This window comes from Streptomyces celluloflavus, from assembly GCA_000720995.1.
GTDB classification, from domain to species: Bacteria; Actinomycetota; Actinomycetes; order Streptomycetales; family Streptomycetaceae; genus Streptomyces; species Streptomyces celluloflavus.
In genome coordinates, this window is sequence record JOEL01000015.1 from 117,816 (window position 1) to 142,325 (window position 24,510).

A 24,510-nucleotide genomic window follows, 5' to 3' on the forward strand; every position below is an offset into this window, starting at 1 on the left:
CACCCTCGCGGACAAGGCCATGACAGGCCCTCGCGCCACACCCACCACACAGATGCCCACCCAGCGGACGGTGTGATCCGCGCGGAATGGGGAGACCTATCCTGGGGACGTCGGACAGCGCGGTCCGCAACCCGCCCGCAAGCCCTGACGTGCTCAATCACTGCAAGGAGCCGCACCTGTGAGCAGTGCCGACAACACCTCCGCCGAGAGCGCCGCCACCGAGAACACGCAGGCCGACGAGCCCGGTGCCGCGAGCGACACCCTCGCACTGCGCGCCGACATCCGCCGCCTCGGCGATCTCCTCGGCGAAACCCTCGTCCGCCAAGAGGGGCAAGAACTCCTGGACCTCGTCGAGCGGGTCCGCGCGCTGACCCGCTCCGACGGCGAGGCCGCCGCGCGGCTCCTGGGCGACACCGACCTGGCCACCGCCGCCAAGCTCGTCCGCGCCTTCTCCACCTACTTCCATCTCGCCAACGTCACCGAGCAGGTCCACCGCGGCCGCGAACTCCGCGCCAAGCGCGCCGCCGAGGGCAGCATCCTCGCCCGCACCGCCGACATGCTCAAGGACGCCGACCCCGAGCATCTGCGCGAGACCGCCGCCCACCTCGGCGTGCGCCCCGTCTTCACCGCGCACCCCACCGAGGCCGCCCGCCGCTCCGTCCTCACCAAGCTCCGCAAGGTCGCCGAACTCCTCGACCGCACCGACGCCACCGAGCGCCGCCGCACCGACCTCCGCCTGGCCGAGAACATCGACCTCATCTGGCAGACCGACGAGCTGCGCGTCGCCCGTCCGGAGCCCACCGACGAGGCCCGCAACGCCATCTACTACCTCGACGAGCTCGGCCGCGGCGCCGTCGGCGACGTCCTGGAGGACCTCGCCGCCGAACTGGAGCGCGCCGGCACCCAGCTCCCCGCCGGCACCCGCCCGCTCACCTTCGGCACCTGGATCGGCGGCGACCGCGACGGCAACCCCAACGTCACCCCCCAGGTCACCTGGGACGTTCTGATCCTCCAGCACGAACACGGCATCACCGACGCCCTCGAACACGTCGACGAGCTGCGCGGCGCCCTCTCCAACTCCATCCGCAACTGCGGTGCCACCGATGCCCTCCTGACCTCCCTCCGGGGCGACCTCGACCTCCTCCCGGAGATCAGCCCCCGCTACAAGCGGCTCAACGCCGAGGAGCCCTACCGGCTCAAGGCCACCTGCATCCGCCAGAAGCTCGTCAACACCCGCGACCGCCTCGCCGCCGACACCCCGCACGTCCCCGGCCGCGACTACCTCGGCACCGCCGGACTCCTCGACGACCTCGCCCTCATCCAGGACTCCCTGCGCGAACACCGCGGCGGCCTGGTCGCCGACGGCCGCCTGGAGCGCACCCTGCGCACCATCGCCGCCTTCGGCCTCCAGCTCGCCACCATGGACATCCGCGAGCACGCCGACGCCCACCACCACGCCCTCGGCCAGCTCTTCGACCGTCTCGGCGAGGAATCCTGGCGCTACGTCGACATGCCGCGCGACTACCGCCGCAAGCTCCTGGCCAAGGAACTGCGCTCCCGTCGCCCGCTGGCGCCCACCCCCGCGCCCCTCGACGAGGCCGGTGCCAAGACCCTCGGCGTCTTCCGCACCATCCACAAGGCCAAGGAGACCTTCGGGCCCGAGGTCATCGAGTCGTACATCATCTCCATGTGCCAGGGCTCCGACGACGTCTTCGCCGCCGCCGTCCTCGCCCGTGAGGCCGGACTGATCGATCTGCACGCCGGCTGGGCCAAGGTCGGCATCGTCCCGCTGCTGGAGACCACCGACGAGCTCAAGATCGCCGACCAGCTCCTCGACGAAATGCTCGCCGACCCCTCCTACCGGCGCCTGGTGGCCCTCCGCGGCGATGTCCAGGAGGTCATGCTCGGCTACTCCGACTCCTCCAAGTTCGGCGGCATCACCACCAGCCAGTGGGAGATCCACCGCGCCCAGCGCCTGCTGCGCGATGTCGCCCACCGGCACGGCGTACGGCTGCGCCTCTTCCACGGCCGCGGTGGCACCGTCGGCCGCGGCGGCGGCCCCTCCCACGACGCGATCCTCGCCCAGCCCTACGGCACCCTCGAAGGCGAGATCAAGGTCACCGAACAGGGCGAGGTCATCTCCGACAAGTACCTCATCCCTTCCCTCGCCCGGGAGAACCTCGAACTGACCGTCGCGGCCACCCTCCAGGCGTCCGCCCTGCACACCGCCCCGCGCCAGTCCGACGAGGCGCTGGCCCGCTGGGACGCCACCATGGAGACCGTCTCCGACGCGGCGCACGGCTCCTACCGCCGCCTCGTCGAAGACCCCGACCTGCCCGCCTACTTCTTCGCCTCCACCCCCGTCGACCAGCTCGCCGAACTCCACCTCGGCTCCCGGCCCTCCCGCCGCCCCGACAGCGGCGCCGGACTCGACGGCCTTCGCGCCATCCCCTGGGTCTTCGGCTGGACCCAGTCCCGCCAGATCGTCCCCGGCTGGTACGGCGTCGGCACCGGCCTCAAGGCCGCCCGCGAAGCCGGACTCGGCAGCGTCCTGGACGAGATGCACGAGCACTGGCACTTCTTCCGCAACTTCCTGTCCAACGTCGCCATGACCCTGGCCAAGACCGACCTGCGGATCGCCCGGCACTACGTCGACACCCTCGTCCCCGACGACCTCAAGCACGTCTTCGACGTCATCGAGACCGAGCACGCGCTCACCGTCCGGGAAGTCCTGCGCATCACCGGCGAGGACGAACTCCTCGACTCCAACCCGGTCCTGCGCCAGACCTTCCACATCCGCGACGCCTACCTCGACCCGATCTCCTACCTCCAGGTCTCCCTGCTGCACCGCCAGCGCGAGGCCGCCGCCCGCGGTGAGGAGGCCGACCCGGTCCTCGCCCGCGCGCTGCTGCTCACCGTCAACGGCGTCGCCGCCGGCCTCCGCAACACCGGCTGACCGGCCCGCACCACACACCACGGCCCGCCCCCTTCACCCGAAGAGGGCGGGCCGTCCGCCGTGCCACACCTGCCTACAGCGCCGCGAACGCCGCCCCCAGCAGCACCGCGCCGAAGAACCCCATCGCCCACGCCGTACGCCGCAGCCGCATGCCCCCCGCCACCACCAGCGCCGCCAGCAGCAACGACCCGGCGAACGGCACCCACGCGTGCAGCACCCCGGCCGCCCCCGTCCGCACCGCACGCTCGGTACCCGGCTTGACCGTCACCTCGACCGGCTTGCCCCGGTCCGGCACCGCGGCCTGCACGATCGACACCTCCGCCCGCCGCTCGCCGGTCCCCCCGGCCGGTACGTACGGGCCCGTGCACCGGTCGTCATGGCAGGCCGCCACCGTCATCGTGCCGTGCTCGCGCCCCTCCACGAGCATCGCGTACTGCGCCGTACGCCACGACGTCCACACCCCGGCGGTCAGCAGCAGCAGTGCCAGTGCACCCATCAGTCCGGTCCGGACGACAAGCAGCGCCCCATAGGCGCTCTCACCGGCTCTCCGGGCACGACTGCGTTTCACCGAAGGGGAATGCGTACGGCTTCTGGGCATGGCGGCGATCCTTGGCCATCCGGCGGCACCGGGTCAACCTCCGGCCGACTATTCGTCAGGCCCTGGCACACACTGTCCATTTCATGTGTTGTACGTGCTCTGCGCCCGTTCCAAACCGTCTGCGACCAATGCCTCCACCGCATCCGCCGCACGGTCCACGAAGTAATCCAGTTCCTTGCGCTCCACCGACGAGAAATCCTTCAGCACGAAATCCGCCACCGGCATACGGCCCGGCGGCCGCCCGATCCCGAACCGCACCCGGTGATAGTCCGGGCCCAATGACTTCGTGATGGATTTCAGGCCGTTGTGGCCGTTGTCACCGCCGCCCAGTTTCAGCCGCAGCGCACCGAAATCGATGTCCAGCTCATCGTGCACCGCAATGATGTTGGCGAGCGGAACCTTGTAGAAATCCCGCAGCGCCGTCGTCGGACCACCCGACAGATTCATGAACGACAACGGCTTCGCCACCACCACCCGGCGACTTCCGGGACCCGGCGCACCGATACGGCCCTCCACCACCTGAGCCCGCGCCTTGTGCGCCTTGAACCGGCCGCCCGTCCGCTCCGCCAGCAAATCCGCCACCATGAAACCCACATTGTGGCGATTCGCCGCGTACTCCGGGCCCGGATTGCCCAGCCCCACCACGAGCCAGGGGTCTGTGTCCGTCATCTCTGTATCTCCCACATCCACCTGGCACCTGCGCCAGTTCCGAAACAGAACAACCGCTTGCGAAACAACCGCTCACGAAACAAGCGGCCGCGGTACGGCCAATTGCCGGACAACCGGCTGCGATACGACCCCTTGCGGTACCACGGTCCGCGTACGGCCGGCCACCACTTGGCCAGCCGTCATACCGCCGGCCGCAGAGCGACTCCCCATGAAACAGCCCAACCGCCACCCCGCACCCAGAAGGCGCGCGGCAGCGGTTGGAAAGCGCTCCGAGTGAGCGGATCAGGCGGAAGCGGCCTCGTCGCCCGCGCCCGCGGACTCCTCGGCCGCAGCCTCGGCCTGCGCCGCGACGACCTGGAGCACGACGATGTCGTCCTCGACGGCCAGCGTCGAACCGGCGGGCAGCTTGATGTCCTTCGCCACGACCGTGTCGCCGGTGTTCAGACCCTCGATGGAGACGGTGACCGACTCCGGGATGTGGGTGGCCTCGGCCTCGACCGGCAGGGTGTTGAGCAGGTGCTCCAGCAGACCGGAACCCGGCGCCAGGTCGCCCTCGGTCAGGATCGGGATCTCGACGGTGACCTTCTCGCCCTTGCGCACGGCCAGGAAGTCGACGTGGACCAGGAAGCCGCGGATGGCCTCGCGCTGCACGGCCTTCGGGATGACCAGCGCGTCCTTGCCGTCCACCTCGAGGCGGATCAGCACGTTCGGGGTCTTCAGGGCCATCATCAGCGCGTGGCTGTCCACGGAGATGTGCTGCGGCTCGGCGCCGTGGCCGTAGACCACACCCGGAACCTTGTTCTCGCGACGCGTACGGCGGGCCGCGCCCTTACCGAAGTCGGTACGGACCTCAGCGGCGATCTTGACCTCAGCCATGGCTGCACTCCTCGTATCTCAGGAAACTGCTGACCGTTACCCGGCCCACGACAGACCTGCTACGAAGAGCGCGTCGATTACGGACCAGCCACACAGAAAAGTGCGGCCTCCCTCGCCGAGCAACTCCATGAGTCTACCCGGCGGGAAGGCCGCCCCAAAGTCGATCTACACACCGGCGGAAACCACGGCCCGCGGGCCCCGGTTCACCGCCCGGTCACTGCTCCTCGAAGAGGCTCGTCACCGAACCGTCCTCGAAGACCTCACGGATCGCCCGCGCCACCGTCGGCGCCATCGACAGCACCGTGATCTTGTCCAGCTCCAGCTCGCCCGGCGTCGGCAGCGTGTTCGTGAAGATGAACTCGCTCACCTTCGAGTTCTTCAGCCGGTCCGCGGCGGGGCCCGACAGGACACCGTGCGTCGCCGTCACGATCACGTCCGAGGCGCCGTTCGCGAACAGCGCGTCCGCCGCCGCACAGATCGTGCCGCCGGTGTCGATCATGTCGTCGACCAGGACACACACCCGGTCCTTCACCTCACCGACGACCTCGTGGACCGTGACCTGGTTCGCCACGTCCTTGTCGCGCCGCTTGTGCACGATCGCCAGCGGCGCGCCCAGCCGGTCGCACCAGCGGTCCGCGACCCGTACCCGGCCGGCGTCCGGCGACACGACCGTCAGCTTGTCCCGGTCCACCTTCGCGCCGACGTAGTCCGCCAGCACCGGCAGCGCGAACAAATGGTCCACCGGACCGTCGAAGAAGCCCATGATCTGATCCGTGTGCAGATCGATCGTGACAATGCGGTCCGCGCCCGCCGTCTTCATCAGATCCGCGATCAGCCGCGCCGAAATCGGCTCACGGCCACGGTGCTTCTTGTCCTGGCGGGCATAGCCGTAGAACGGCACGACCACGGTGATGCTCCGGGCCGAAGCCCGCTTCAGCGCATCAATCATGATCAGCTGTTCCATGATCCACTTATTGATCGGAGCCGTGTGGCTCTGAATCAGAAAGCAGTCCGCGCCACGCGCCGACTCCTGATAGCGGACATAGATCTCACCGTTGGCGAAGTCGAACGCCTTCGTCGGGACCAGGCCGACACCCAGCTGGTGCGCGACCTCCTCGGCCAGCTCGGGGTGGGCGCGGCCGGAGAAGAGCATCATCTTCTTCTCGCCGGTCGTCTTGATCCCGGTCACAGCAAATCTCCTCGAATCCTGTGTGCGTGCGCTCATCACGGTACGCCCCGTACGGCGCACCCGTTGCACGGTCACCGCTCGCCTTCGGACTCCTGGCCAGCGGCCGAAGCGGCCTGCGCGGCGGCGCTTCCGGGCCGCTTGCGCGCGACCCAGCCCTCGATATTCCGCTGCTGGCCACGCGCGACCGCCAGCGAACCCGGGGGCACATCCTTGGTGATGACCGAGCCGGCCGCGGTGTAAGCGCCGTCCCCGATCGTGACAGGAGCCACAAACATGTTGTCCGAGCCGGTCCGGCAATGCGACCCGACCGTGGTGTGGTGTTTGGCTTCACCGTCGTAATTCACGAAAACACTCGCGGCGCCGATATTGGTGTACTCACCGATCGTCGCATCGCCGACATAGGAGAGATGCGGCACCTTCGTGCCCTCGCCCACCGTGGCGTTCTTCATCTCCACATAGGCCCCGGCCTTCGACTTGGGACCGAGATCCGTACCGGGACGCAGATATGCGTACGGACCCACCGTCGCGCCCGCGCCGATGTGCGCACCGTCCGCGACGGTGAACGACACCACCGCGCCCGGCCCGACCGCCGTGTCCGTCAGCTGGGAGTGCGGGCCCACCTCGGCGCCCGCCGCCAGCCGCGTCGTCCCCATCAGCTGGGTGCCCGGGTGCACCACGGTGTCCGGCTCGAAGTCCACGGTCACGTCCACCCAGGTCGTGGCCGGATCGACGACCGTCACCCCGGCCAGCATCGCCGCGTGCAGCAGCCGCTCGTTGAGCAGCCGGCGGGCCTCGGCGAGCTGCACCCGGTTGTTGATCCCGAGGATCTCGCGGTGATCGCCGGCGACCGCGGCACCGACCCGGTGGCCGGCCTCCCGCAGAATCCCCAGCACATCGGTGAGGTACTCCTCGCCCTGGCTGTTGTCCGTACGCACCTTGCCCAGCGCGTCGGTCAGCAACTGGGCGTCGAACGCGAACACCCCGGAGTTGATCTCCCGGATCGCCCGCTGGGCCTCGCTCGCGTCCTTGTGCTCGACGATGGCGGTGACCGCGCCGCTCGCCTCGTCCCGGACGATCCGGCCGTAACCGGTGGAGTCCGGCACCTCGGCCGACAGGACGGTGACGGCGTTCCCGTCGGCGGCGTGCGTCTCGCTCAGCATCCGGAGCGTCTCGCCGGTCAGCAGCGGGGTGTCACCGCAGACGACGACGACGGTGCCGGCCAGCGTGACGCCCTGGCCGCTCAGCTCCTCCAGGCCCATGCGTACGGCGTGGCCGGTGCCGTTCTGCTCGTGCTGCACCGCGGTGCGGACGGCCGGGTCGGTGCCGACGAGATGCGCCTGTACCTGTTCACGGGCGTGGCCGACGACCACGACGAGGTGCTCGGGGTCCAGCTCGCGGGAGGCGGCTACGACATGTCCGACGAGGGACCGGCCACAGATCGCGTGCAGGACCTTGGGGGTCGCCGACTTCATGCGGGTGCCCTCACCCGCTGCGAGAACGACGACGGCTGCCGGGCGGTTGGCGCTCACGGGGATGCCCTTCGGCTTCTTGGCTACTTCGGGTGGTGGTCAACCGAAGGATACCGGTGCGTATTGCGGCCGAAACGCGGGCGGGTCCCGGCCTGGTGGCGGGGACCCGAATGTGGCTTTGCTCCCCCGCCAGGACTCGAACCTGGAATAACTCATCCAAAGTGAGCAGTGTTGCCGATTACACCACGGGGGACGGTAAGCCGGCCCAAAACAGACAAGCCGTTAAGGGGGTTACTCAGCCCCCAACACTATGCCGTACCACCAGCCCTCGACGCGACGGTATAGCTCCGCACTTCGCGGAACACGGACCAGGGAGTGGCCATGGTCCGCTCCGTCAGCCGCCGCCGGATCCGGTCGCGAGGGTGCGTGGTCCGGATGTGTGGGGAGGCTGCGGACGGGCTGTCGGGTATGTGTGTACGAAGTGGCGAAAGTGTGGGCGATTCAACAGTTCAGGGGAAAACCGCTGGTAGAGGCGGGTAGCGGGGCCGGGGCGCGCTCGGGCGCATGTCGGGGGAACAGGTGTGGCCGCCCTTAGGCTGGGCGGTATGACCGCAACGGGGGCAAGTGAGGGAGCGGGCGTGAGAGGCGCGCCCACGGCGGGGCCGTGGTGGTGGGCCCGGCGGCGAAGTGCCGTACTGGATGTGTCCCTCGCCGTCGTCTCGGGGCTGGAGTGCGCGGTGGAGGGCGGGCGTTTCGCCGCCAACGCGCAGCTGCCGGAGGCCCTGGGGCTGCTGCTCGGACTGGTCGTGGGTGCGGTGCTGCTGGTGCGCCGGCGGTGGCCGGTCGCGGTGGTGCTGGTCGCGATCGCGGTGCTGCCGGCGGAGATGGGCGGACTGCTGGGCATGGTGGGGCTGTACACGCTCGCCGCGTCGGACGTGCCGCGCCGGATCATCGCGCTGCTGACCGGGATGACGATGGTGGGCGGGGTGCTCACCGCCTTCTTCGCCATGCGCCAGGACGTGGTGTCGGAGCCCGCGTTCCATCCGCCGGCCTGGTTCCTGCCGGTGATGACGATGGCGGTGTGCCTGGTGATGACGGCGCCGCCGGTGCTGTGGGGCCTGTATGTCGGGGCCCGGCGGCGGCTGGTGGAGAGCCTGCGGGAGCGGGCGGACGGTCTGGAGCGCGAGCTGTCGCTGCTGGCGGACCGGGCCGAGGAGCGGGCGGAGTGGGCCCGTAACGAGGAGCGGACGCGGATCGCGCGGGAGATGCACGACGTGGTCGCGCACCGGGTGAGCCTGATGGTGGTGCACTCGGCGGCGTTGCAGGCGATCGCACTGAAGGATCCGGAGAAGGCGTCGAAGAACGCGGGGCTCGTCGGTGACATGGGGCGGCAGGCGCTGACGGAGCTGCGGGAGATGCTGGGGGTGCTGCGGACCGCCGAGGGTTCGTCGGTGCGGCGCGCCCCGGCGTCGGACGCGCCCGAGCGGCTGGCGGCGGTGGCGGCGCAGGCCAAGGCGAAGACGCCGGCGGCGGCGCCGGGCGGTCCGGCTGCCGGGGCGCCGGCGCAGGCAGCCGCCGAGCCGGACGGCGAAGGGCCGTGTCTGGCGGAGCTGGCGGAACTGGTGGGGCAGTCCCGGGCGGCCGGGATGACGGTCGAACTGTCGGTGGAGGGCCCGGCCGGGGACGACGCCGACGGGACCGGCCCCGATTACGGGCCGGGGGTGGAGCAGACGGTCTTCCGGGTGGTGCAGGAAGCGCTGACGAATGTGCACAAGCACGCGCCGGGTGCGCGGGCGCGGGTGCGGCTGGCGCACCGGGCCGGCGAGGTGGCGGTCCAGGTGGAGAACGGCCCGTCGGCGCGCGGCGCGACGGACGCGGGACTGCCCAGTGGGGGCAACGGCCTGGTGGGGATGCGGGAGCGAGTGACGGCGCTGGGCGGCGCCTTCGTCTCGGGCCCCACGGACGCGGGCGGCTTCCGCGTCTCGGCGGTCGTACCGGCGGTGGCACCCGCCCCTGCCACCGGCTGAACCGGCTCTCCCCGGCCCCCGCCACCGGCTGAACCGGCTCTCCGCAGCCCCCGCGGCCGGATCCCCGCTCTCCCCGGCGGAGGCGCCGCCGCGCCGTGGCCGACGGCGTGCGGTCAGCCGCCCGACGCGCTGAGCCGGCTGGGCCGCGTACCGAGTACCAGCGTCCCGAGCGCCTGGTCGATGTCCGCGCCGAGGTACCAGTCGCCGGTGTGGTCGAGGCTGTAGACCCGGCCTTCGGTGTCGATGGCGAGGACGGCCTGGCCGAAGGCGGTGCCGCCGGACGTGGTGAGTTCTTCCTGGCCGAGCGGGGCGACCCCGGTGCCCAGCGCGCGGCCGAGGTCGCCGAGGGTGCGGGCGAGGTGGAGGCCGTGCAGGGGGTCGATGGCGAACGGGGTGGGGGCGATGTGCCGGCCGGGCCCCGGCCCGGTGAGGTGGAGTCCGCCGAACTCGGCCCAGGCTTCGACGGCGGCGGGGAAGACCGTATGGCGGTGGGCCGCGGGTGAGGCGTGGGCGCGCAGGGTGTCGGCCCAGTGCTCGGCCTGTTTTATGTCCCGGCGGCCGGGCTGCCAGCCGGCTTCCTTGAGGGCGATGTCGACGGCGGCGGGGAAACGGGTGGACCCGGCGCGGTCGTGGGTGGGTGTCGGCGCGGACGCGTGGGGCATGGCGGCGGTCAGCTTCCTGTGGGCGTGCTGCCGATGGGCATGACGCCGAAATAGGCGAGGAGCGCGTCACAGGAGCGGCAGGGCGGGGCGTAGCTGCCGTGCCGGGGGTCGCCGTCCTCGCGGATATGACGTGCGGTGATCTTGGAGTGCTTGAGGGAGCGGCGGGCCTCCCCGTTGGTGAGGGGTTTGCGGGAGGCGCGTTTGCCGCGGTTCGCCTCGACGGAGGTGAGGTGGCGGGAGAGCAGGACGGCCTCGGGGCAGCGCCCGGTGAAACGTTCGCGCTGTGCGGTGGTGAGGGTGTCGAGGAAGTCCTGGACGAGGTGGTGCAGGGCGGGGGGCTGCTCGGCCTTGCTCGCGGTGCAGGTGAGGGTGTGGCCGCGTACGGAGAGGGCGGCTCCGACGGTGGGGAGGATGCCGTCGCGGCGGTGCCGGAGCGCGGGCGCGCGATCGCTGTCGGCGGTGCCGCTCCAGCCGATGCGGGGGTCGCCGGTGGCGCTGTGGTCGTGTGCGGTGGTGCTCATTGACGTGCTTTCCCTCCCTGCAATCCCCCGGTTGCGGGGTCAGCCTGCCAAATGTGCCGGGTGTTGTGGAAGTCGGGCGTGCTGTCGGAGATGTCACTGATGCGTGACGGTCCGTCGGACGGGGCGCGCCGGGGCCGATCGGAGGGGTGGCGTACGGGGGTTCGCGGACGGCGATAAGGGGACGAAGGGGGCGTGGCGGCGGCGGGCCCGTAGGCCGTGGGCAGGGCTTGACGAGGGCCGCCGCGAAGGGGATGTCCGGAAACCGACGCCGGAGGATCGCGAAGAGAGGGGCGTACGGCCCGCGCGGGCGAAGGGGACTGATGTGCGGCGGCGGGTCCGGCCGCGGAGAGTTGACGCGTACGGAGACGGAGTGGCGGGGTGCGCGCACGGGGCGGCGGGCGGTATTGCGGCACCGCTTAGGCTGTCCGCAGTAGCCGGATCCAGCATGGGGGCAACCGCGATGACGACAGGTCGGCAAGGGCTGGGCGCGCCTCCCAACCCTCGGACCGGGGCAATCGCCGCACCGCCGAACACGGCGTACGCCGGGCAGGTCGTGCACTTTCCGGACCCGGTCCGCGCCGCCCGCTATCCCGCGGGTGTGCGGATGGACGGGAACGGCCATCCGCGTTTCTCGCCGTACGCGCGGGCCGCGGTGGAGATCGCCGAACCCCCGGCGGGATTCGGCGTCGACGAACTGCGGTTGACGGACTACGTGTCCGCGAACGCCGCGCTGCACGCGCAGGGCCACGAGCTGTGGGTGGACGTCCCCTCGGTGGCGACGCCGCACGGCTGGACCTGGCATCACGTCGCGGGCACCCGGCGGCTGGAACTGGTGCCCGCCGAGGTGAAGGCGCTGCTGCGCCATCACAGCGGACTGGCGACGACCGCCGTGGCACACGACAAGCGCGGCACCCGGCCGTTGCAGGAGACCCGGCCGGTGCACTTCGGGCTGCCGCACCGGGACCTGTCGGTGAGCGAGGAGCAGGTGGCGCAGGCCGAGGAGTCGCTGGGCTACCGGCTGCCCGGCGCGTACCGCGCGTTCCTGAAGGCGGCGGGCGGGTGCGCCCCGGTGGGCGCGGCGCTGGACGCGGAGTTGGGGCTCCTGCTCGACCAGCCGTTCTTCACGGTGCGCGATGACGCCGCGCTGAACGACCTGGTCTATGTGAACAAATGCCTGCGGGACCACTTCACCAAGGACTACCTGGGCGTGGCGTTCGTACAGGGCGGGGTGCTCGCGGTGAAGGTGCGCGGCGCGGAGACCGGCTCGGTGTGGTTCTGCCCGTACGACGACGCGCGCGACCGGGACGGCTGGACGGTGCAGGAGCGGGTCGAGCGGCTGCTGTTGCCCTGCGGCGCGGACTTCGACGACTTCCTCCAGCGGCTGGCGGGCAATCCGCCGGAGCTGGAGACCGTGGCGAACCTGATGGTGGACGGTGGCTTCGCGTACGCCGTCCCGGCGGAGGGGTGAGCGCGATGGTGACATTCGCGCAGGCGCAGGAGCGCGCGGAGCAGTGGGTCAACGGCGATGTCCCGGCGACGTTCCACCGCGAGGTGCGGGTGCGGGAGTTCGACCTGGGCTTCGTGGTCTGGGCGGAGGACCGGGCGGACGGCCCGCATGCCGACGGGGGCCGCAGCCGGCTGGTGATCGCACGGGACAGCGGTGAGACGACGCTGTGGCCCGGACTGCCGGTGGGCGAGGTGATCCGCCGGTACGAGGAGGAGTACGGCGCGGTGCCGGACGGCGGTCACGGCGCGGCGGAGCCGCCGCAGCGGATCGATCTGGAGGCCACGTCGTTCCTGCTGACGCCGCCGGAGTGGTTGCAGGAGGTGGCGGACGCGATCGGCACCCCGGACCGGCCGGGGGAGGGGGCCGCGGCCCCGGGGCCGCCCGCGGCACCGGCTCCCGCGCCCGCGGCCGCCGCGGGGGACGCCGGGCCGGCGGATACGACGCCGTGGGCCGCGGCGGACACCACCGGGGAAGCGGGGGACGAGGACCGGTCGGTGGGACTGCCCGCCACGGTCTTCGCGCCGCCGCTCACCGGCCTCGACGGTACGGACGGCAGCACGCCGCAGGCGCTGCCGGAGGCGAAGACGGCGCTGTTGCGGGGCGGCGGTCAGCTGCCGCGTACGGAGGGCGCGGCAGCGGTGGAGGAGCCGGGTGTGCCCGCGCCGGAGGTGTTGGTTGCCGGTGGGCCCGGTGGGCCCGGTGGGTGGCCGGGGTCCGGTGCGCCGGCCGTGCCGCCGATGCCGGTTGCGCCGCCCGGTGCGCGGGGGCTGGCGGATCTGCCGCCGCCGTCCGGTCCGCCGGTCCTCGATGTGCCGCCGCCCGAGGGGGTGGCGCGGCCGGCGGGCGCCGGTGCGCCGGGTGGTCCCGGCCCTGGAGTACCTCCCGGTTCCGGTCCCGGTTCCGGCGTCGGTCAAGGCCCCGGTCCTGGGTTGCCGCCACCGTCCGGTGGGGGTGTGCACGCCGCGGCGACGATGATGGCCGATGGCGCGGCCGTACCCGGTCGTCCCGACGGACCGCCGCCGCCTCCTGGCGTGCCCGGTCCGCCTGGTGTGCCCCATGGTTTGGGTGGTCCGGGTGGTCCGGGTGGTCCGGGTGGTCCGGGTGTGCCTGGTGCTGCCGGGCCGGCCGACGCTTCTGATGTTCCCGGTCCGGCCGCGGCGGGCCCCGGTGGTTCCGGTGCGGCGGCCGGTGGCTACGTACCGACGCAGCTGGTCTCGCAGGTGGACGCGGCGGACCTGGACCTCGGCGCGGTGGACGGGCCCGGTGCGGTAAGTGCGCCGGGTGCGGGGCCTGTTGAGGGGGACGCCGGGGAGTCCGGTGGTTCCGGGGGGCCAGGGGCTCCCGGTGGTTCCGATGGCTCCCATGGTTCTCGTAGTGCTCATGACGCCGACGGTGTCGACAACGTCAGTGGCGTCAGCGGTGTCAGCGGTGCCGGTGGCGTCGATGGCGTCAGCAGTTCGCCTGCTTCCCACGGGGCCGATGCGGTCGGCGCCGGTGGTCTGGACGGTGCTCCGAGTGCGGGCGGTGCAGCCCCCGTTGGCGGTGGCGCCCCCGCCGGCGGGGTGCACGCCGCCGCGACGATGTTCGCCGACGGCGCTTCGCTGCCGGGCAATGTGGCGGGCCCCGGTGGTGCCGGGGCCGATGCGGGACCGGGGGTGCCTCCGCCGCCCGCGCCCCCTGGTGCGCCCAAGCCTCCCGGGGTGCCCGGAGTACCGCCCGACGCGGCCGTGGGCGGCCGTGGCTCCGGCGGCCAGGGCGGTCCGCCCCCGCCGCCGCCCGCCCCGGAGGGTGCCCCTGGCGGCGGAGTGCACGCCGCGGCGACGATGCTCGCCGGTGGTGCGGCCGTAACCGGTGGCCCCGGTGGACCGGTCGGTGCCGGTGGTCCCGGTGGTCCCGGTGTGCCGGGGCCGCCCGGACCCGGTATGCCGCCGTCCGGCGGCCCCGCCGGTCCGACCCCGGGTGCCCCGACAGGTCCCCCCGGTCCGTCCGGTCCCGTGCAGGGCCCGCCCGGCGCACCGGGTCCGAGCGGCCCCGGTGGGCCGGGCGGCCCGGGTGCGTACGGTTATCCGCAGGCGTCCGGCGGCCTGCCGACCGTCGGCCCCGGCTATATGGCGGTGCTGAGCTATCGCGCGCCGGACGGTTCGGAGCAGAAGATCGTGCGCCGCTCGGCGCCCGGCACCCCGCATCCGGAGTGGCAGCTGCTGCACGAGCTGCGCGGGCTGAACATTCCGCCGCAGCAGGTGCTGGAGCTCCACACCGAGCTGGAGTGCTGCGATCTGCCGGGTGGCTACTGCGCCCGGATGATCCGTGAGACCTGGCCGCAGGTGCGGATCAGCCACACCGCCGCGTACGGCGGGGACCATGCCGCACGGCAGCAGGGCGTCCGCCGTCTCGTCGCGCACCAGGGGGAGTTGCACCAGGTCGCGGACGGTCCGGCGCGCCCGGCGCCGGTACGGGTGCCGCTGCCGCACCCGTCCCAGGTGCCGCCGGCGCCACCGGTGCCGCCCCAGGCCCTCGGACAGGAGCTGGAGCAGTCGTTCGGGCCGCAGGGGATCTTCCGCTTCGACCAGCGGGCGGTCTCCCGGCAGGGCGTACCGGACGCGGTCGCGCAGACGCTGGTGTGGGCAGGGCTGCCGGTCGACTTCGGGCCATTCTTCTGGGCGCAGGCGCAGCCGGGCCGTCCGGTGCCGACGCTGGCAGAGCTGGCGGCGGAGCGCAGGGTGCAGCCGGAGCCGGACGCGGGCTCGTATCTGGTGATGGGCAACGACTTCGGCCGTCAGCTGTGTGTGCAGTACGGGACCGCGAACATCGTGGCGGTGCCGCTGGAGGCGGATGCCCCGAACGGCGGCCGGACGGCGGCGCCGCAGTTCGTGAACACCGGGCTGCCGGAGTTCGTGCGCTGCCTGGCGATGCTGGGGCGGATGTGGCGGCTGCGGTACGGGCTGACGCCCGAGCAGGCGGGCCGCTGGACCGTCGACTTCCAGGCGCAGCTGGTCGCCCTGGACCCGCCCGCGCTGGGCTCACCGGAGACGTGGTGGTCGGTGCTGCTGGAACAGATGTGGGACGGGTTGCTGTAGAGGGCCTCGCCCGTCGGTCGGGTGGCTCCCTCCATCGGCCGGGCGGATGTGCGTACCGGTCGGCCGGTCCCGTATGCCCGTCGGCAGCTGGACGCGCCCACCGGCCGGTCCCGTATACCGGTCGGCGGCTGGACGCGCTCGCCGGCCGGTCCGAGCAGACGGTTCGGTCGGGCCGCCCGCCGGTCTGATCTGCCCCGACCGGCCGGTTCGGGTGACGGTCCGCACCGGTTACGGGCGGTCGCGGCCGGCTGCCGGTCGCCACGCGCACCGTCCGCGCCGGTGCGCCGGTGTTCGAGCTGCGGGACGGGGCGGGTGCCCCGACGATGCGTATATGGGCCAGCCGCCGCAAGCACCGTCGTCGCAGCCGCCCCCGTCGCCGCGGCAGCCGTCGCCGGTCCGGCGCCGCGCCGGGCGGCTGCCCTGGCGCCGGCCGGCGGCGCGGGCGGTGCACGGGCCGGGAGGGACTCCCGGCGGGCGCGGGTGGCCGGAGCGGCTGTGGCGGGCAGGGTGGACCTGGTGGAAGCGGATTCTGCTGGCGCTGCTGGTCCTCGTGGTGCTGGCGGTGGCGGGTGGGGCCACGTTGTTCCTCTGGGCGGGGAAGCAGGTGCGGCATGTGGACGCGCTGGCGGACTACGCCGGGCGGCCGGCCGCGGGCAAGGGGACGAACTGGCTGCTCATCGGCTCGGACAGCCGCGGCCGGCTGACCCCCGAGCAGCGCAGGGAGCTGCACGTCGGCAATGACGTGGTGCAGAACACCGACACGATCATGGTGCTGCACTCCGGCGAGCACGGCCCCTATCTGGTCAGCCTGCCCCGCGACAGCTACGTATCGGTGCCCGGCCACGGCAGGCAGAAGGTGAACGCGGCGTTCGCCGAGGGCGGCCCGAAGCTGCTGACCCGGACGGTGGAGCAGGCCACCGGGCTGCGCATCGACCGTTACGCCGAGGTGAGTTTTCTGGGGTTCGTGCAGGTCGTGGACGCGGTGGGCGGGGTGCGGCTCTGTCCGGAAACGCCGCTGAGGGACACCCGGTCGGGGGCGGACTTCCGGGCCGGCTGCCAGCGGATGGACGGTACGCAGGCGCTGGCGTACGTACGGGCCCGTTACGCGGACCCGAAGGGTGATCTCGGACGGGTGAAACGCCAGCGGCAGCTGCTCGGCGCGGTCGCGGACGAGACGCTCGCCCCGGCGGTGTGCCTCGACCCCTTCCGGCTGCGGACGGTGCTGACCGCCGCGCTGTCGGCGCTGACCGTGGACGACCGGTCGGGGATGGCCGCGCTGACGGGCATGGGATGGTCGATGAAGGAGATCGCCGGGGGCGGGGGGACGGCGACCACCGTTCCGGTCGCGAACCCCGGTGTGATGGCCGGCGGGGCGGGGGAGGTGCTGCTGTGGGACGAACAGGGAGCGAAGCGGCTGTTCGACGCCTTGCGCAACGATGATCCAATTCCGACTTCCGGCAACAATTGACGCATCCTGGTGGGATGAGAGGGGCGGAGTGCCGCGATAGGGCCACTTCGGACCGATCGAGCAAGATGTGTGCGGAACTGTGCGGGACCGCATGGCTGCTGTGCGCGGCGGAGAGGGGCTTGAGGGATGAGTGCATCGGTTTCGCCTCACGGGTTCGAGACCGTACGAGGGCGTGGCTACCGGCCGGACGATGTGGACCGCCGGGTGGAGGGACTCTCCATAGACCGCGACTCGTGCTGGGAGCGGGCCGCGCGGCTCACCGTCCTCGCCAACGAGATGGACGCGGAGCTGACGGAGCTGCGGGCGTATCTGGCACAGCTGCCGCCGCAGACGTATGAGTCCCTGGGGCAGCAGGCGCGGCTGATCCTGACGACGGCGGAGTCCGAGGCGGCCCGGCTGCGGGCCGAGGCCGAGGAGGCGGCCGAGCAGGCGCGCGACGAGGCCGCGGCGTACGCGGACCAGGTCCGGGACGCGGCGGACAAGGCGGCCCAGCAGCAGCGCGGTGCGGCGGCGGAGTACGGGCGGCGGACCGATGACGAGGCGCGCATCGAGGGCGCCGGGCAGCTGGCCGCGGCGGCCGAGGACGCCGAGGAGTGGCGCGGTGCGGCGGCCGCGGCGTTCCAGGAGATGCGCCGGCGTACCACGCAGCTGGTGCAGGAGCAGGAGAAGCAGCAGGCTGAGGAGTGGGACGCGGCCGGCCGCGAACTGGCGGGCCAGGAGGCGGCCCTGGAGCAGCGGATCACGGAGCTGGAGGCGCACAGCGAGGCGAAGCTCGCCGAGCGGCAGCGGGCCCTCGCCGAGGCCGAGGAGGCCGCCCGGCACCGCCAGGAGGAGGCGGAGGACACCGGGGCGGAGGTGCTGGCGCAGGCCAGGGTCGCGGCCGAACGCATCGAGCGGGCCACCGAGCGGGTGCTGCGCGAGCACGACGAGGAGCGCGACGAGCTGCGGGCCCATATGGCGTACGTGCGCAACACCCTGGCCGCGCTCACCGGCAAGGCCCCGGTGGTGGACGAGGACGGGGAGAAGAAGGCGGTTCGCAAGGGTGACGGGAGCGGGACGGCGGACGGCACGGCGAGCGGCGGACCGGACTCCGTACCGGACTCCGCCCCCGTCGACCGGCGGGCCCCCGTGGACCCCGACAAGGAGGAGACCCTGGAGACGAAGCTGCCCCGGGTGCAGAGTTGATCCGAGGCCGGGCGGCCGTACGGCCGTAAGGCCGTAGTGGTTGCGGGGCGGCCGGTGCGGCCGCCCCTCACTTCTCCGCCGGGCCGGGGGCCGCCGCCTCCGCCCCGGCGTCCGTTGTTTCCGCTGCTGCTTCTCCTGCTGCTTCTGCCGCTTCCGTTTCCGGCGCCGTACGGGCGTCGGCGTGCACCGGGAAGCGGCGTGGGGCGAGCAGCAGGAGGAGGAGCAGGGAGAGGGCGGCGGCCGCGGCGGCGCCGAGGTAGACGTGGCCGACGGTGGTGGCGACGGCGCGGCGCAGATAGTCGGCGGTGTGCGCGGTGAGGGTGCCCGCGTGTTCCAGGGCGTGCGAGACGGCGTCGAGGTCGCCGGGCAGCCCGGGGCGGATGTCCGAAGGGGCGTGCGCCAGACGGTCGTTGAGGGTGGAGTTGGCGACGGCGCCGAAGAGGGCCGCGCCGATGGACTGGCCGACCTGGCGGCAGAAGAGGATCGAGGCGGTGGCGGTGCCGCGCTCCGCGTAGCCGACCGAGGACTGGACGCCGATGATCAGCGGCAGTTGGAAGAGCCCGAGGGCCGCGCCGAGCGCCAGCATGATCAGGGCGGGCTGCCAGGCGGCGCCCGGGTAGGGGAGCAGGGGGAAGGCGAGCAGGATCAGGGTGGCCGCGCCGATGCCGAGGAGGGCGCAGTTGCGGATGCCGATGCGGTTGTAGACGCGGTTGCTCAGCGCGGCCGAGATGGGCCAGCTCAGGGTCATCACGGAGAGCACGAACCCGGCCGCGATCGGGCCGAGGCCCAGCACCGACTGGGCGTAGGTGGGCAGGAAGACGGTCGGGGCGACCATCATCAGGCCCAGGGCGCCGAGGGAGAGGTTGACGGCCGAGATGGTGCGGCGGCGCCAGACCCAGCCGGGGATGATCGGTTCCGCGGCGCGCCGTTCGATCAGCACGGTGGCCGCCGCGCACACCGCGCTGCCGGCGAAGAACAGCAGGGACGGCGGGGAGAACCAGGGCCAGGCGACGCCGCCCTGGACGAGGGCGGTCAGCAGCAGACCGCCGCAGGCGAAGATCGCGAGCGCGCCGGGCCAGTCGATGCGGGGCCGGGGCGGCCGGGCGGCCGCCGGGCTCCGGAGGTCCGCGGCGCCGCGCCGTCCGCGGTCCTCGAAGAAGTGCCGGACGACCAGCCAGAGGGCGATCGTGCCCACCGGCAGATTGACCAGGAAGATCCAGCGCCAGTCGGCGTAGGTGGCGATCAGTCCGCCCAAGGCGGGCCCGGCGACCGACGCGGTGGCCCAGACGCTGGAGAGCTTGGCCTGGATCTTGGGGCGCTCCGCCATCGGGTAGAGGTCGGCGGCGACGGTCTGGACGGTGCCCTGGAGGGCGCCGCCGCCCAGCCCCTGAAGCACCCGGAAGGCGATGAGCGAGGCCATGTTCCAGGCGCCCGCGCAGGCCAGTGAGCCGACGACGAAGAGCACGATGCCGGTGATCAGGATGGGCTTGCGGCCGAAGGTGTCGGAGAGCTTGCCGTAGACGGGCAGGGTGACGGTGACGGCGAGCAGATAGCCGGAGAAGAGCCAGGAGAAGACGGCGAAGCCGCCGAGGTCGCCGACGATCTGCGGGATGGCGGTCGCGATGATCGTGGAGTCGAGGGCGGCCAGCGCCATCCCGAGCATCAGGGCGGCGACGACGGGTCCACGGCCCCGGGCGGGGGGCGCCCCGGCGCCGGTGCCCGGTGTGCGGGCGCCGGGTGCGGTGGCTCTCGTCGTGGTGGCTGGCAGAGGTGCGGCCGGTCCGGGTGGGTGGGGTATTCGTGGTCCGTCCGCGTCCGCGCAACCGGAGGTGCCGCTCACCTGAGTTCCTTTCCCTATGCACGTAGTTCGGGCCTCAGGGTCTCACCCGCAGTGCCGCCGCGGGAGGGGGCGAGGCGCTCCGCCGAGCGGGCGCGGGCGGCGAAGTGCCCCTGGACTCCGTCCGGTTGCCGGTTGCCGGTTGCCGGAGGCCGGGGGTGCGGTGCGCCGTCGGCGCCGGTCCTCGCCGGGCGGGTGTCCGGGCGGCCACGGGCGTCGGCGTGCCCCGGGAGTGCCGGCGCACCCCCGGTGGGCGCAGGCGCACCGCCGATGAGTGTCGATGTACCACCAGTGAGACTCCGCGCACCGTCGGTGAGTGTCGGTGCGCCGTCGTACGCTGGAGAACCCCGGCACGTTGGACGTGTCGGGCGCCGTGCGTTGTCCACCCCCAGGGACGGAAGCCTTTTCATGAGCCTGACTGGTCTGCTCGACGCCGTCGTACAGGACCCGGCGCTCGCCGAGGCGGTGCAGGCCGCGAAGGCCGGGCACCGCCAGCATGTGGATCTGGTGGGACCGCCCGCCGCCCGCCCGTTCGCGGTGGCCGCGCTGGCCCGGGAGGCCGGGCGGCCGGTGCTCGCGGTGACCGCCACCGGACGCGAGGCCGAGGACCTGGCCGCCGCGCTGCGCACGCTGATGCCGGCCGGCGAGGACGGCTCCGTCGTGGAGTTCCCGTCCTGGGAGACGCTGCCGCACGAGCGGCTCTCACCGCGCTCGGACACCGTCGGCCGCCGCCTCGCGGTGCTTCGCCGGCTCGCCCACCCCCGCGCGGACGACCCGGCGGCCGGACCGGTCTCGGTCGTCGTCGCGCCCATCCGCTCCGTACTCCAGCCGCAGGTCAAGGGGCTGGGGGACCTGGAGCCGGTCAGCCTGCGGACGGGGCAGAGCGCGGACCTCGAAGAGATCGTCGACGGGCTGGCGGCGGCTGCCTACGCGCGCGTCGAACTGGTCGAGAAGCGCGGCGAGTTCGCGGTCCGCGGCGGCATCCTGGACGTCTTCCCGCCGACCGAGGAACACCCGCTGCGGGTCGAGTTCTGGGGCGACGACGTCGAGGAGATCCGGTACTTCAAGGTCGCCGACCAGCGGTCCCTGGAGGTTGCCGAGCACGGTCTGTGGGCGCCGCCGTGCCGGGAGCTGCTGCTCACCGCGGACGTGCGCGCGCGGGCCGCGGCGCTCGCCGAGGCCCACCCCGAACTGGGCGAACTGCTCGGCAAGATCGCCGAGGGGATCGCCGTCGAGGGCATGGAGTCCCTCGCACCGGTCCTCGTCGACGATATGGAACTGCTGCTGGACGTGCTGCCGGCCGGCAGCATGGCGGTGGTGTGCGACCCGGAGCGGGTGCGGACGCGCGCCGCCGACCTGGTGGCGACCTCGCAGGAGTTCCTCCAGGCGTCGTGGGCGGCGAGCGCGGGCGGCGGAGAGGCGCCGATCGATGTGGGCGCGGCCTCCCTGTGGGGCATCGCGGACGTCCGGGAGCGGGCGCGCGAGCTGGGGGTGATGTGGTGGTCGGTCAGCCAGTTCACCTCCGGTGACGTGGGCGACCCCGGCGGCACGGGGGCGGCCGGGGCCGCGCTCGCGGACGGCGCCGATGACACCCTCAAGCTGGGGATGCACGCCCCCGACGCCTACCGCGGCGACACCGCGCGGGCGCTCGCCGACACCAAGCAGTGGCTGGCCGACGGCTGGCGCACCGTCTTCGTCACCGAGGCGCACGGCCCCGCGGCCCGTACCGTCGAGGTGCTCGGCGGCGAGGGCATCGCCGCCCGGCTGGACGCCGAACTGAGCCGGATCAGCCCCTCGGTCGTCCATGTCGCCTGCGGCTCCGTCGACAACGGTTTCATCGATCCGGCGCTCAAGATCGCCGTACTCACCGAGACCGATCTGACCGGGCAGAAGGCCGCGGCCAAGGAACTGGGCCGGATGCCGGCCCGGCGCCGTAAGACGATCGATCCGCTGACCCTCCAGGCCGGTGACTTCATCGTGCACGAGCAGCACGGTGTCGGCCGCTATATCGAGATGGTGCAGCGCACGGTCCAGGGCGCCACCCGCGAGTACCTCCTCGTCGAGTACGCGCCCGCCAAGCGCGGCCAGCCCGGCGACCGCCTCTACATCCCCACCGACCAGCTGGAGCAGGTCACCAAGTACGTCGGCGGCGAGGCCCCGACGCTGCACCGCCTGGGCGGCGCCGACTGGACCAAGACCAAGGCGCGCGCGAAGAAGGCGGTCAAGGAGATCGCCGCCGACCTGATCAAGCTGTACTCCGCGCGGATGGCGGCCCCCGGCCACACCTTCGGCCCGGACACCCCCTGGCAGCGCGAACTGGAGGACGCGTTCCCGTACGCGGAGACGCCCGACCAGCTCAGCACCATCGCCGAGGTCAAGGAGGACATGGAGAAGTCCGTCCCGATGGACCGGCTGATCTGCGGCGACGTCGGCTACGGCAAGACCGAGATCGCGGTCCGCGCGGCCTTCAAGGCCGTCCAGGACGGTAAGCAGGTCGCCGTGCTGGTGCCGACCACCCTCCTGGTCCAGCAGCACTACGGGACCTTCACCGAGCGGTACGGCCAGTTCCCGGTCAACGTCAAGGCGCTCTCCCGCTTCCAGAGCGACACCGAGGCCAAGGCCGTCCTCGAAGGGCTCCGGGAGGGCTCCGTCGATCTCGTCATCGGCACCCACCGGCTCTTCTCCGACCAGACCAAGTTCAAGGACCTGGGCCTGGTCATCGTGGACGAGGAGCAGCGATTCGGCGTCGAGCACAAGGAGCAGCTGAAGAAGCTGCGCGCCAATGTGGACGTGCTGACGATGTCCGCGACGCCGATTCCGCGGACGCTGGAGATGGCGGTGACCGGCATCCGCGAGATGTCCACCATCACCACCCCGCCCGAGGAGCGCCACCCGGTCCTCACCTTCGTCGGGCCGTACGAGCAGAAGCAGATCGGCGCGGCCATCCGGCGGGAACTGCTCCGCGAGGGCCAGGTCTTCTACATCCACAACCGGGTGGAGTCCATCGACCGGGCGGCGGCCCGGCTGCGCGAGATCGTGCCCGAGGCGCGCATCCAGACCGCGCACGGCCAGATGGGGGAGTCGGCCCTGGAACAGGTCGTGGTCGACTTCTGGGAGAAGAAGTTCGATGTGCTGGTCTCCACGACGATCGTCGAGTCCGGGATCGACATCTCCAACGCCAACACCCTCATCGTCGAGCGGGGCGACAACTTCGGCCTCTCCCAGCTCCACCAGCTGCGCGGCCGGGTGGGCCGGGGCCGCGACCGCGGTTACGCCTACTTCCTCTACCCGCCGGAGAAGCCGCTGACCGAGACCGCCCACGAGCGGCTCGCGACCATCGCCCAGCACACCGAGATGGGCGCGGGCATGTACGTCGCGATGAAGGACCTGGAGATCCGCGGCGCGGGCAACCTCCTCGGCGGCGAGCAGTCCGGGCATATCGCGGGCGTCGGCTTCGACCTGTACGTACGGATGGTGGGCGAGGCCGTCGCGGACTACCGGGCGTCGCTGGCCGGCGGGGTGGAGGAGGAGCCGCCGCTGGAGGTCAAGATCGAGCTGCCGGTCGACGCGCATGTCCCGCACGACTACGCGCCCGGTGAGCGGCTGCGCCTCCAGGCGTACCGCGCGATCGCCTCCGCGTCGACGGAGCAGGACATCGCCGCGGTCCGCGAGGAACTGACCGACCGCTACGGCAAGCTGCCGGAGCCGGTGGAGAACCTCCTGCTGGTCGCCGGGCTGCGGATGCTGGCGCGCGCCTGCGGCGTCGCGGACATCACCCTCCAGGGCTCCAACGTCCGCTTCGGACCGGTGGAGTTGCGGGAGTCGCAGGAGCTGCGGCTCAAGCGGCTGTACCCGCGCACCGTCCTCAAGGCGGCCACCAGGCAGATCCTGGTGCCGCGCCCGGCGACCGGCAAGATCGGCGGCAAACCGCTGGTCGGGCGTGAACTGCTGGCGTGGGTGGGGGAGTTCCTGACGACGATCCTGGGGTCGTAGCCGGGGCGGCGGGCCGGGCGGCAGGTGGCCCGACCGGTCGGCATGTCCGTGTCAGGACCTTCGGCCGGTGACCGGGGAGAGATGCCCCCTTACTGGCGGGCGGGGCGGATACCCGCCCGGCCTGCCACGTTTCTCACCAGACGCGGAACCGCCCGCGAAGGCCCCGGCCGCGAAGACCCCGGCCGCGGAGCCGGTGCGGCCGGCCGCACCGAAGCCGGCCCATGAGGCCCCGGCCGGCACTTCCGGAGGGTCCGGCGCACGAAGCGGCTCGGGCGCCGGCTCGGATTCGGGCTCCGGCTCCGAAGCGTCCGGTGACGTGATCCTCGCGCCGTCCGGAAACCACTACCAGCGCGGCCAGTTCTGCAAGAAGATCCACCTCGGGCTGACCACCCGCGACGCGCACGGCGCCACCCTGCACTGCGAGATGCAGAGCGGCCGCCCCCACTGGCAGTAACCCCGGGCCCGCCGCCCGGCCC

At 72.5% G+C, this 24,510-nt stretch carries 16 protein-coding genes and 1 tRNA gene; 8 read left to right on the forward strand and 9 right to left on the reverse strand.

The genetic code is table 11. The features are described from left to right. The first annotated feature begins 178 nt into the window (after positions 1–178). Positions 179–2,956, forward strand: coding sequence for a phosphoenolpyruvate carboxylase (gene ppc / locus IH09_RS16570; protein WP_052857034.1), 2,778 nt, complete (start codon positions 179–181; stop codon positions 2,954–2,956). 73 nt (positions 2,957–3,029) lie between these two features. Here the strand turns inward: ppc and IH09_RS16575 are convergent, their stop codons facing one another. From IH09_RS16575 to IH09_RS16600, 6 genes are all read right to left on the reverse strand, one after another. Further along, positions 3,030–3,554 carry a hypothetical protein gene (locus tag IH09_RS16575; RefSeq protein ID WP_052857035.1) on the reverse strand — a complete coding sequence of 175 codons (525 nt, stop codon included), beginning with the start codon at positions 3,552–3,554 and terminating at the stop codon, positions 3,030–3,032. A gap of 81 nt (positions 3,555–3,635) precedes the next feature. Further along, positions 3,636–4,223, reverse strand: coding sequence for an aminoacyl-tRNA hydrolase (gene pth, locus IH09_RS16580; protein WP_052857036.1), 588 nt, complete (start codon positions 4,221–4,223; stop codon positions 3,636–3,638). Positions 4,224–4,505: 282 nt separating this feature from the next. After that, positions 4,506–5,099 carry a 50S ribosomal protein L25/general stress protein Ctc gene (locus tag IH09_RS16585; protein WP_052857037.1) on the reverse strand — a complete coding sequence of 198 codons (594 nt, stop codon included), beginning with the start codon at positions 5,097–5,099 and terminating at the stop codon, positions 4,506–4,508. Positions 5,100–5,313: 214 nt separating this feature from the next. Then, entirely contained in the window at positions 5,314–6,288 is a 975-nt protein-coding gene (locus IH09_RS16590) for a ribose-phosphate diphosphokinase (RefSeq protein ID WP_052857038.1), read from the reverse strand. 71 nt (positions 6,289–6,359) lie between these two features. Next, positions 6,360–7,817 carry a bifunctional UDP-N-acetylglucosamine diphosphorylase/glucosamine-1-phosphate N-acetyltransferase GlmU gene (gene glmU, locus IH09_RS16595; protein ID WP_110952353.1) on the reverse strand — a complete coding sequence of 486 codons (1,458 nt, stop codon included), beginning with the start codon at positions 7,815–7,817 and terminating at the stop codon, positions 6,360–6,362. A 121-nt stretch (positions 7,818–7,938) separates the two neighbouring features. Continuing rightward, positions 7,939–8,010, reverse strand: a tRNA-Gln gene (locus IH09_RS16600). A gap of 352 nt (positions 8,011–8,362) precedes the next feature. On the opposite strand from IH09_RS16600, the gene IH09_RS16605 reads away from it, so the two are divergent. After that, positions 8,363–9,784 carry a sensor histidine kinase gene (locus IH09_RS16605; RefSeq protein ID WP_110952354.1) on the forward strand — a complete coding sequence of 474 codons (1,422 nt, stop codon included), beginning with the start codon at positions 8,363–8,365 and terminating at the stop codon, positions 9,782–9,784. 113 nt (positions 9,785–9,897) lie between these two features. Here the strand turns inward: IH09_RS16605 and IH09_RS16610 are convergent, their stop codons facing one another. Together IH09_RS16610 and IH09_RS16615 are read right to left on the reverse strand one after the other, a co-directional pair. After that, a complete protein-coding gene (locus IH09_RS16610) occupies positions 9,898–10,446 on the reverse strand; it encodes an SUKH-3 domain-containing protein (RefSeq protein ID WP_052857041.1) in 549 nt (182 codons plus the stop codon). 8 nt (positions 10,447–10,454) lie between these two features. Then, the gene (locus IH09_RS16615) at positions 10,455–10,967 is read right to left on the reverse strand and encodes a YwqJ-related putative deaminase (protein ID WP_052857042.1); all 513 of its coding nucleotides are present in this window, start codon (positions 10,965–10,967) and stop codon (positions 10,455–10,457) included. Between the two features lie 460 nt (positions 10,968–11,427). Here IH09_RS16615 and IH09_RS16620 point away from each other — a divergent pair, with 460 nt between their 5' ends. The 4 genes from IH09_RS16620 (at position 11,428) to IH09_RS16635 (ending at position 18,204) form a co-directional block, all read left to right on the forward strand. After that, a complete protein-coding gene (locus tag IH09_RS16620; RefSeq protein ID WP_052857043.1) occupies positions 11,428–12,435 on the forward strand; it encodes an SMI1/KNR4 family protein in 1,008 nt (335 codons plus the stop codon). Between the two features lie 5 nt (positions 12,436–12,440). Beyond that, positions 12,441–15,551, forward strand: a complete 3,111-nt coding sequence (locus IH09_RS16625) for an SUKH-4 family immunity protein (protein WP_110952355.1) — start codon at positions 12,441–12,443, stop codon at positions 15,549–15,551. Positions 15,552–16,083: 532 nt separating this feature from the next. Beyond that, complete coding sequence (locus IH09_RS16630; RefSeq protein WP_240150827.1) at positions 16,084–17,019, forward strand: LCP family protein; 936 nt, start codon at positions 16,084–16,086, stop codon at positions 17,017–17,019. A 126-nt stretch (positions 17,020–17,145) separates the two neighbouring features. Then, on the forward strand, positions 17,146–18,204 hold the full coding sequence (locus IH09_RS16635) for a coiled-coil domain-containing protein (RefSeq protein WP_052857044.1): 1,059 nt from the start codon (positions 17,146–17,148) through the stop codon (positions 18,202–18,204). Positions 18,205–18,271: 67 nt separating this feature from the next. On the opposite strand, the gene IH09_RS16640 is transcribed toward IH09_RS16635, so the two are convergent. Continuing rightward, on the reverse strand, positions 18,272–19,867 hold the full coding sequence (locus IH09_RS16640) for an MFS transporter (RefSeq protein WP_110952358.1): 1,596 nt from the start codon (positions 19,865–19,867) through the stop codon (positions 18,272–18,274). 582 nt (positions 19,868–20,449) lie between these two features. On the opposite strand from IH09_RS16640, the gene mfd reads away from it, so the two are divergent. Next, positions 20,450–24,034, forward strand: a complete 3,585-nt coding sequence (mfd, locus tag IH09_RS16645; RefSeq protein ID WP_052857045.1) for a transcription-repair coupling factor — start codon at positions 20,450–20,452, stop codon at positions 24,032–24,034. A 316-nt stretch (positions 24,035–24,350) separates the two neighbouring features. Further along, positions 24,351–24,488: a hypothetical protein gene (locus IH09_RS39085; protein WP_165484993.1), complete on the forward strand. Its 138-nt coding sequence runs from the start codon at positions 24,351–24,353 to the stop codon at positions 24,486–24,488. Positions 24,489–24,510 lie beyond the last annotated feature (22 nt).

Bases quoted from the DNA above. Each gene is read 5' to 3' on its own strand.
- IH09_RS16615 (WP_052857042.1), bottom strand. From the start codon at position 10,967: ATGAGCACCACCGCACACGACCACAGCGCCACCGGCGACCCCCGCATC.
- IH09_RS16575 (WP_052857035.1), bottom strand. From the start codon at position 3,554: ATGCCCAGAAGCCGTACGCATTCCCCTTCGGTGAAACGCAGTCGTGCC.
- IH09_RS16605 (WP_110952354.1), top strand. From the start codon at position 8,363: ATGACCGCAACGGGGGCAAGTGAGGGAGCGGGCGTGAGAGGCGCGCCC.
- IH09_RS16610 (WP_052857041.1), bottom strand. From the start codon at position 10,446: ATGCCCCACGCGTCCGCGCCGACACCCACCCACGACCGCGCCGGGTCC.
- IH09_RS16620 (WP_052857043.1), top strand. From the start codon at position 11,428: ATGACGACAGGTCGGCAAGGGCTGGGCGCGCCTCCCAACCCTCGGACC.
- IH09_RS16585 (WP_052857037.1), bottom strand. From the start codon at position 5,099: ATGGCTGAGGTCAAGATCGCCGCTGAGGTCCGTACCGACTTCGGTAAG.
- mfd (WP_052857045.1), top strand. From the start codon at position 20,450: ATGAGCCTGACTGGTCTGCTCGACGCCGTCGTACAGGACCCGGCGCTC.
- pth (WP_052857036.1), bottom strand. From the start codon at position 4,223: ATGACGGACACAGACCCCTGGCTCGTGGTGGGGCTGGGCAATCCGGGC.
- IH09_RS16640 (WP_110952358.1), bottom strand. From the start codon at position 19,867: ATGCTCGGGATGGCGCTGGCCGCCCTCGACTCCACGATCATCGCGACC.
- IH09_RS16635 (WP_052857044.1), top strand. From the start codon at position 17,146: ATGAGTGCATCGGTTTCGCCTCACGGGTTCGAGACCGTACGAGGGCGT.
- IH09_RS16625 (WP_110952355.1), top strand. From the start codon at position 12,441: ATGGTGACATTCGCGCAGGCGCAGGAGCGCGCGGAGCAGTGGGTCAAC.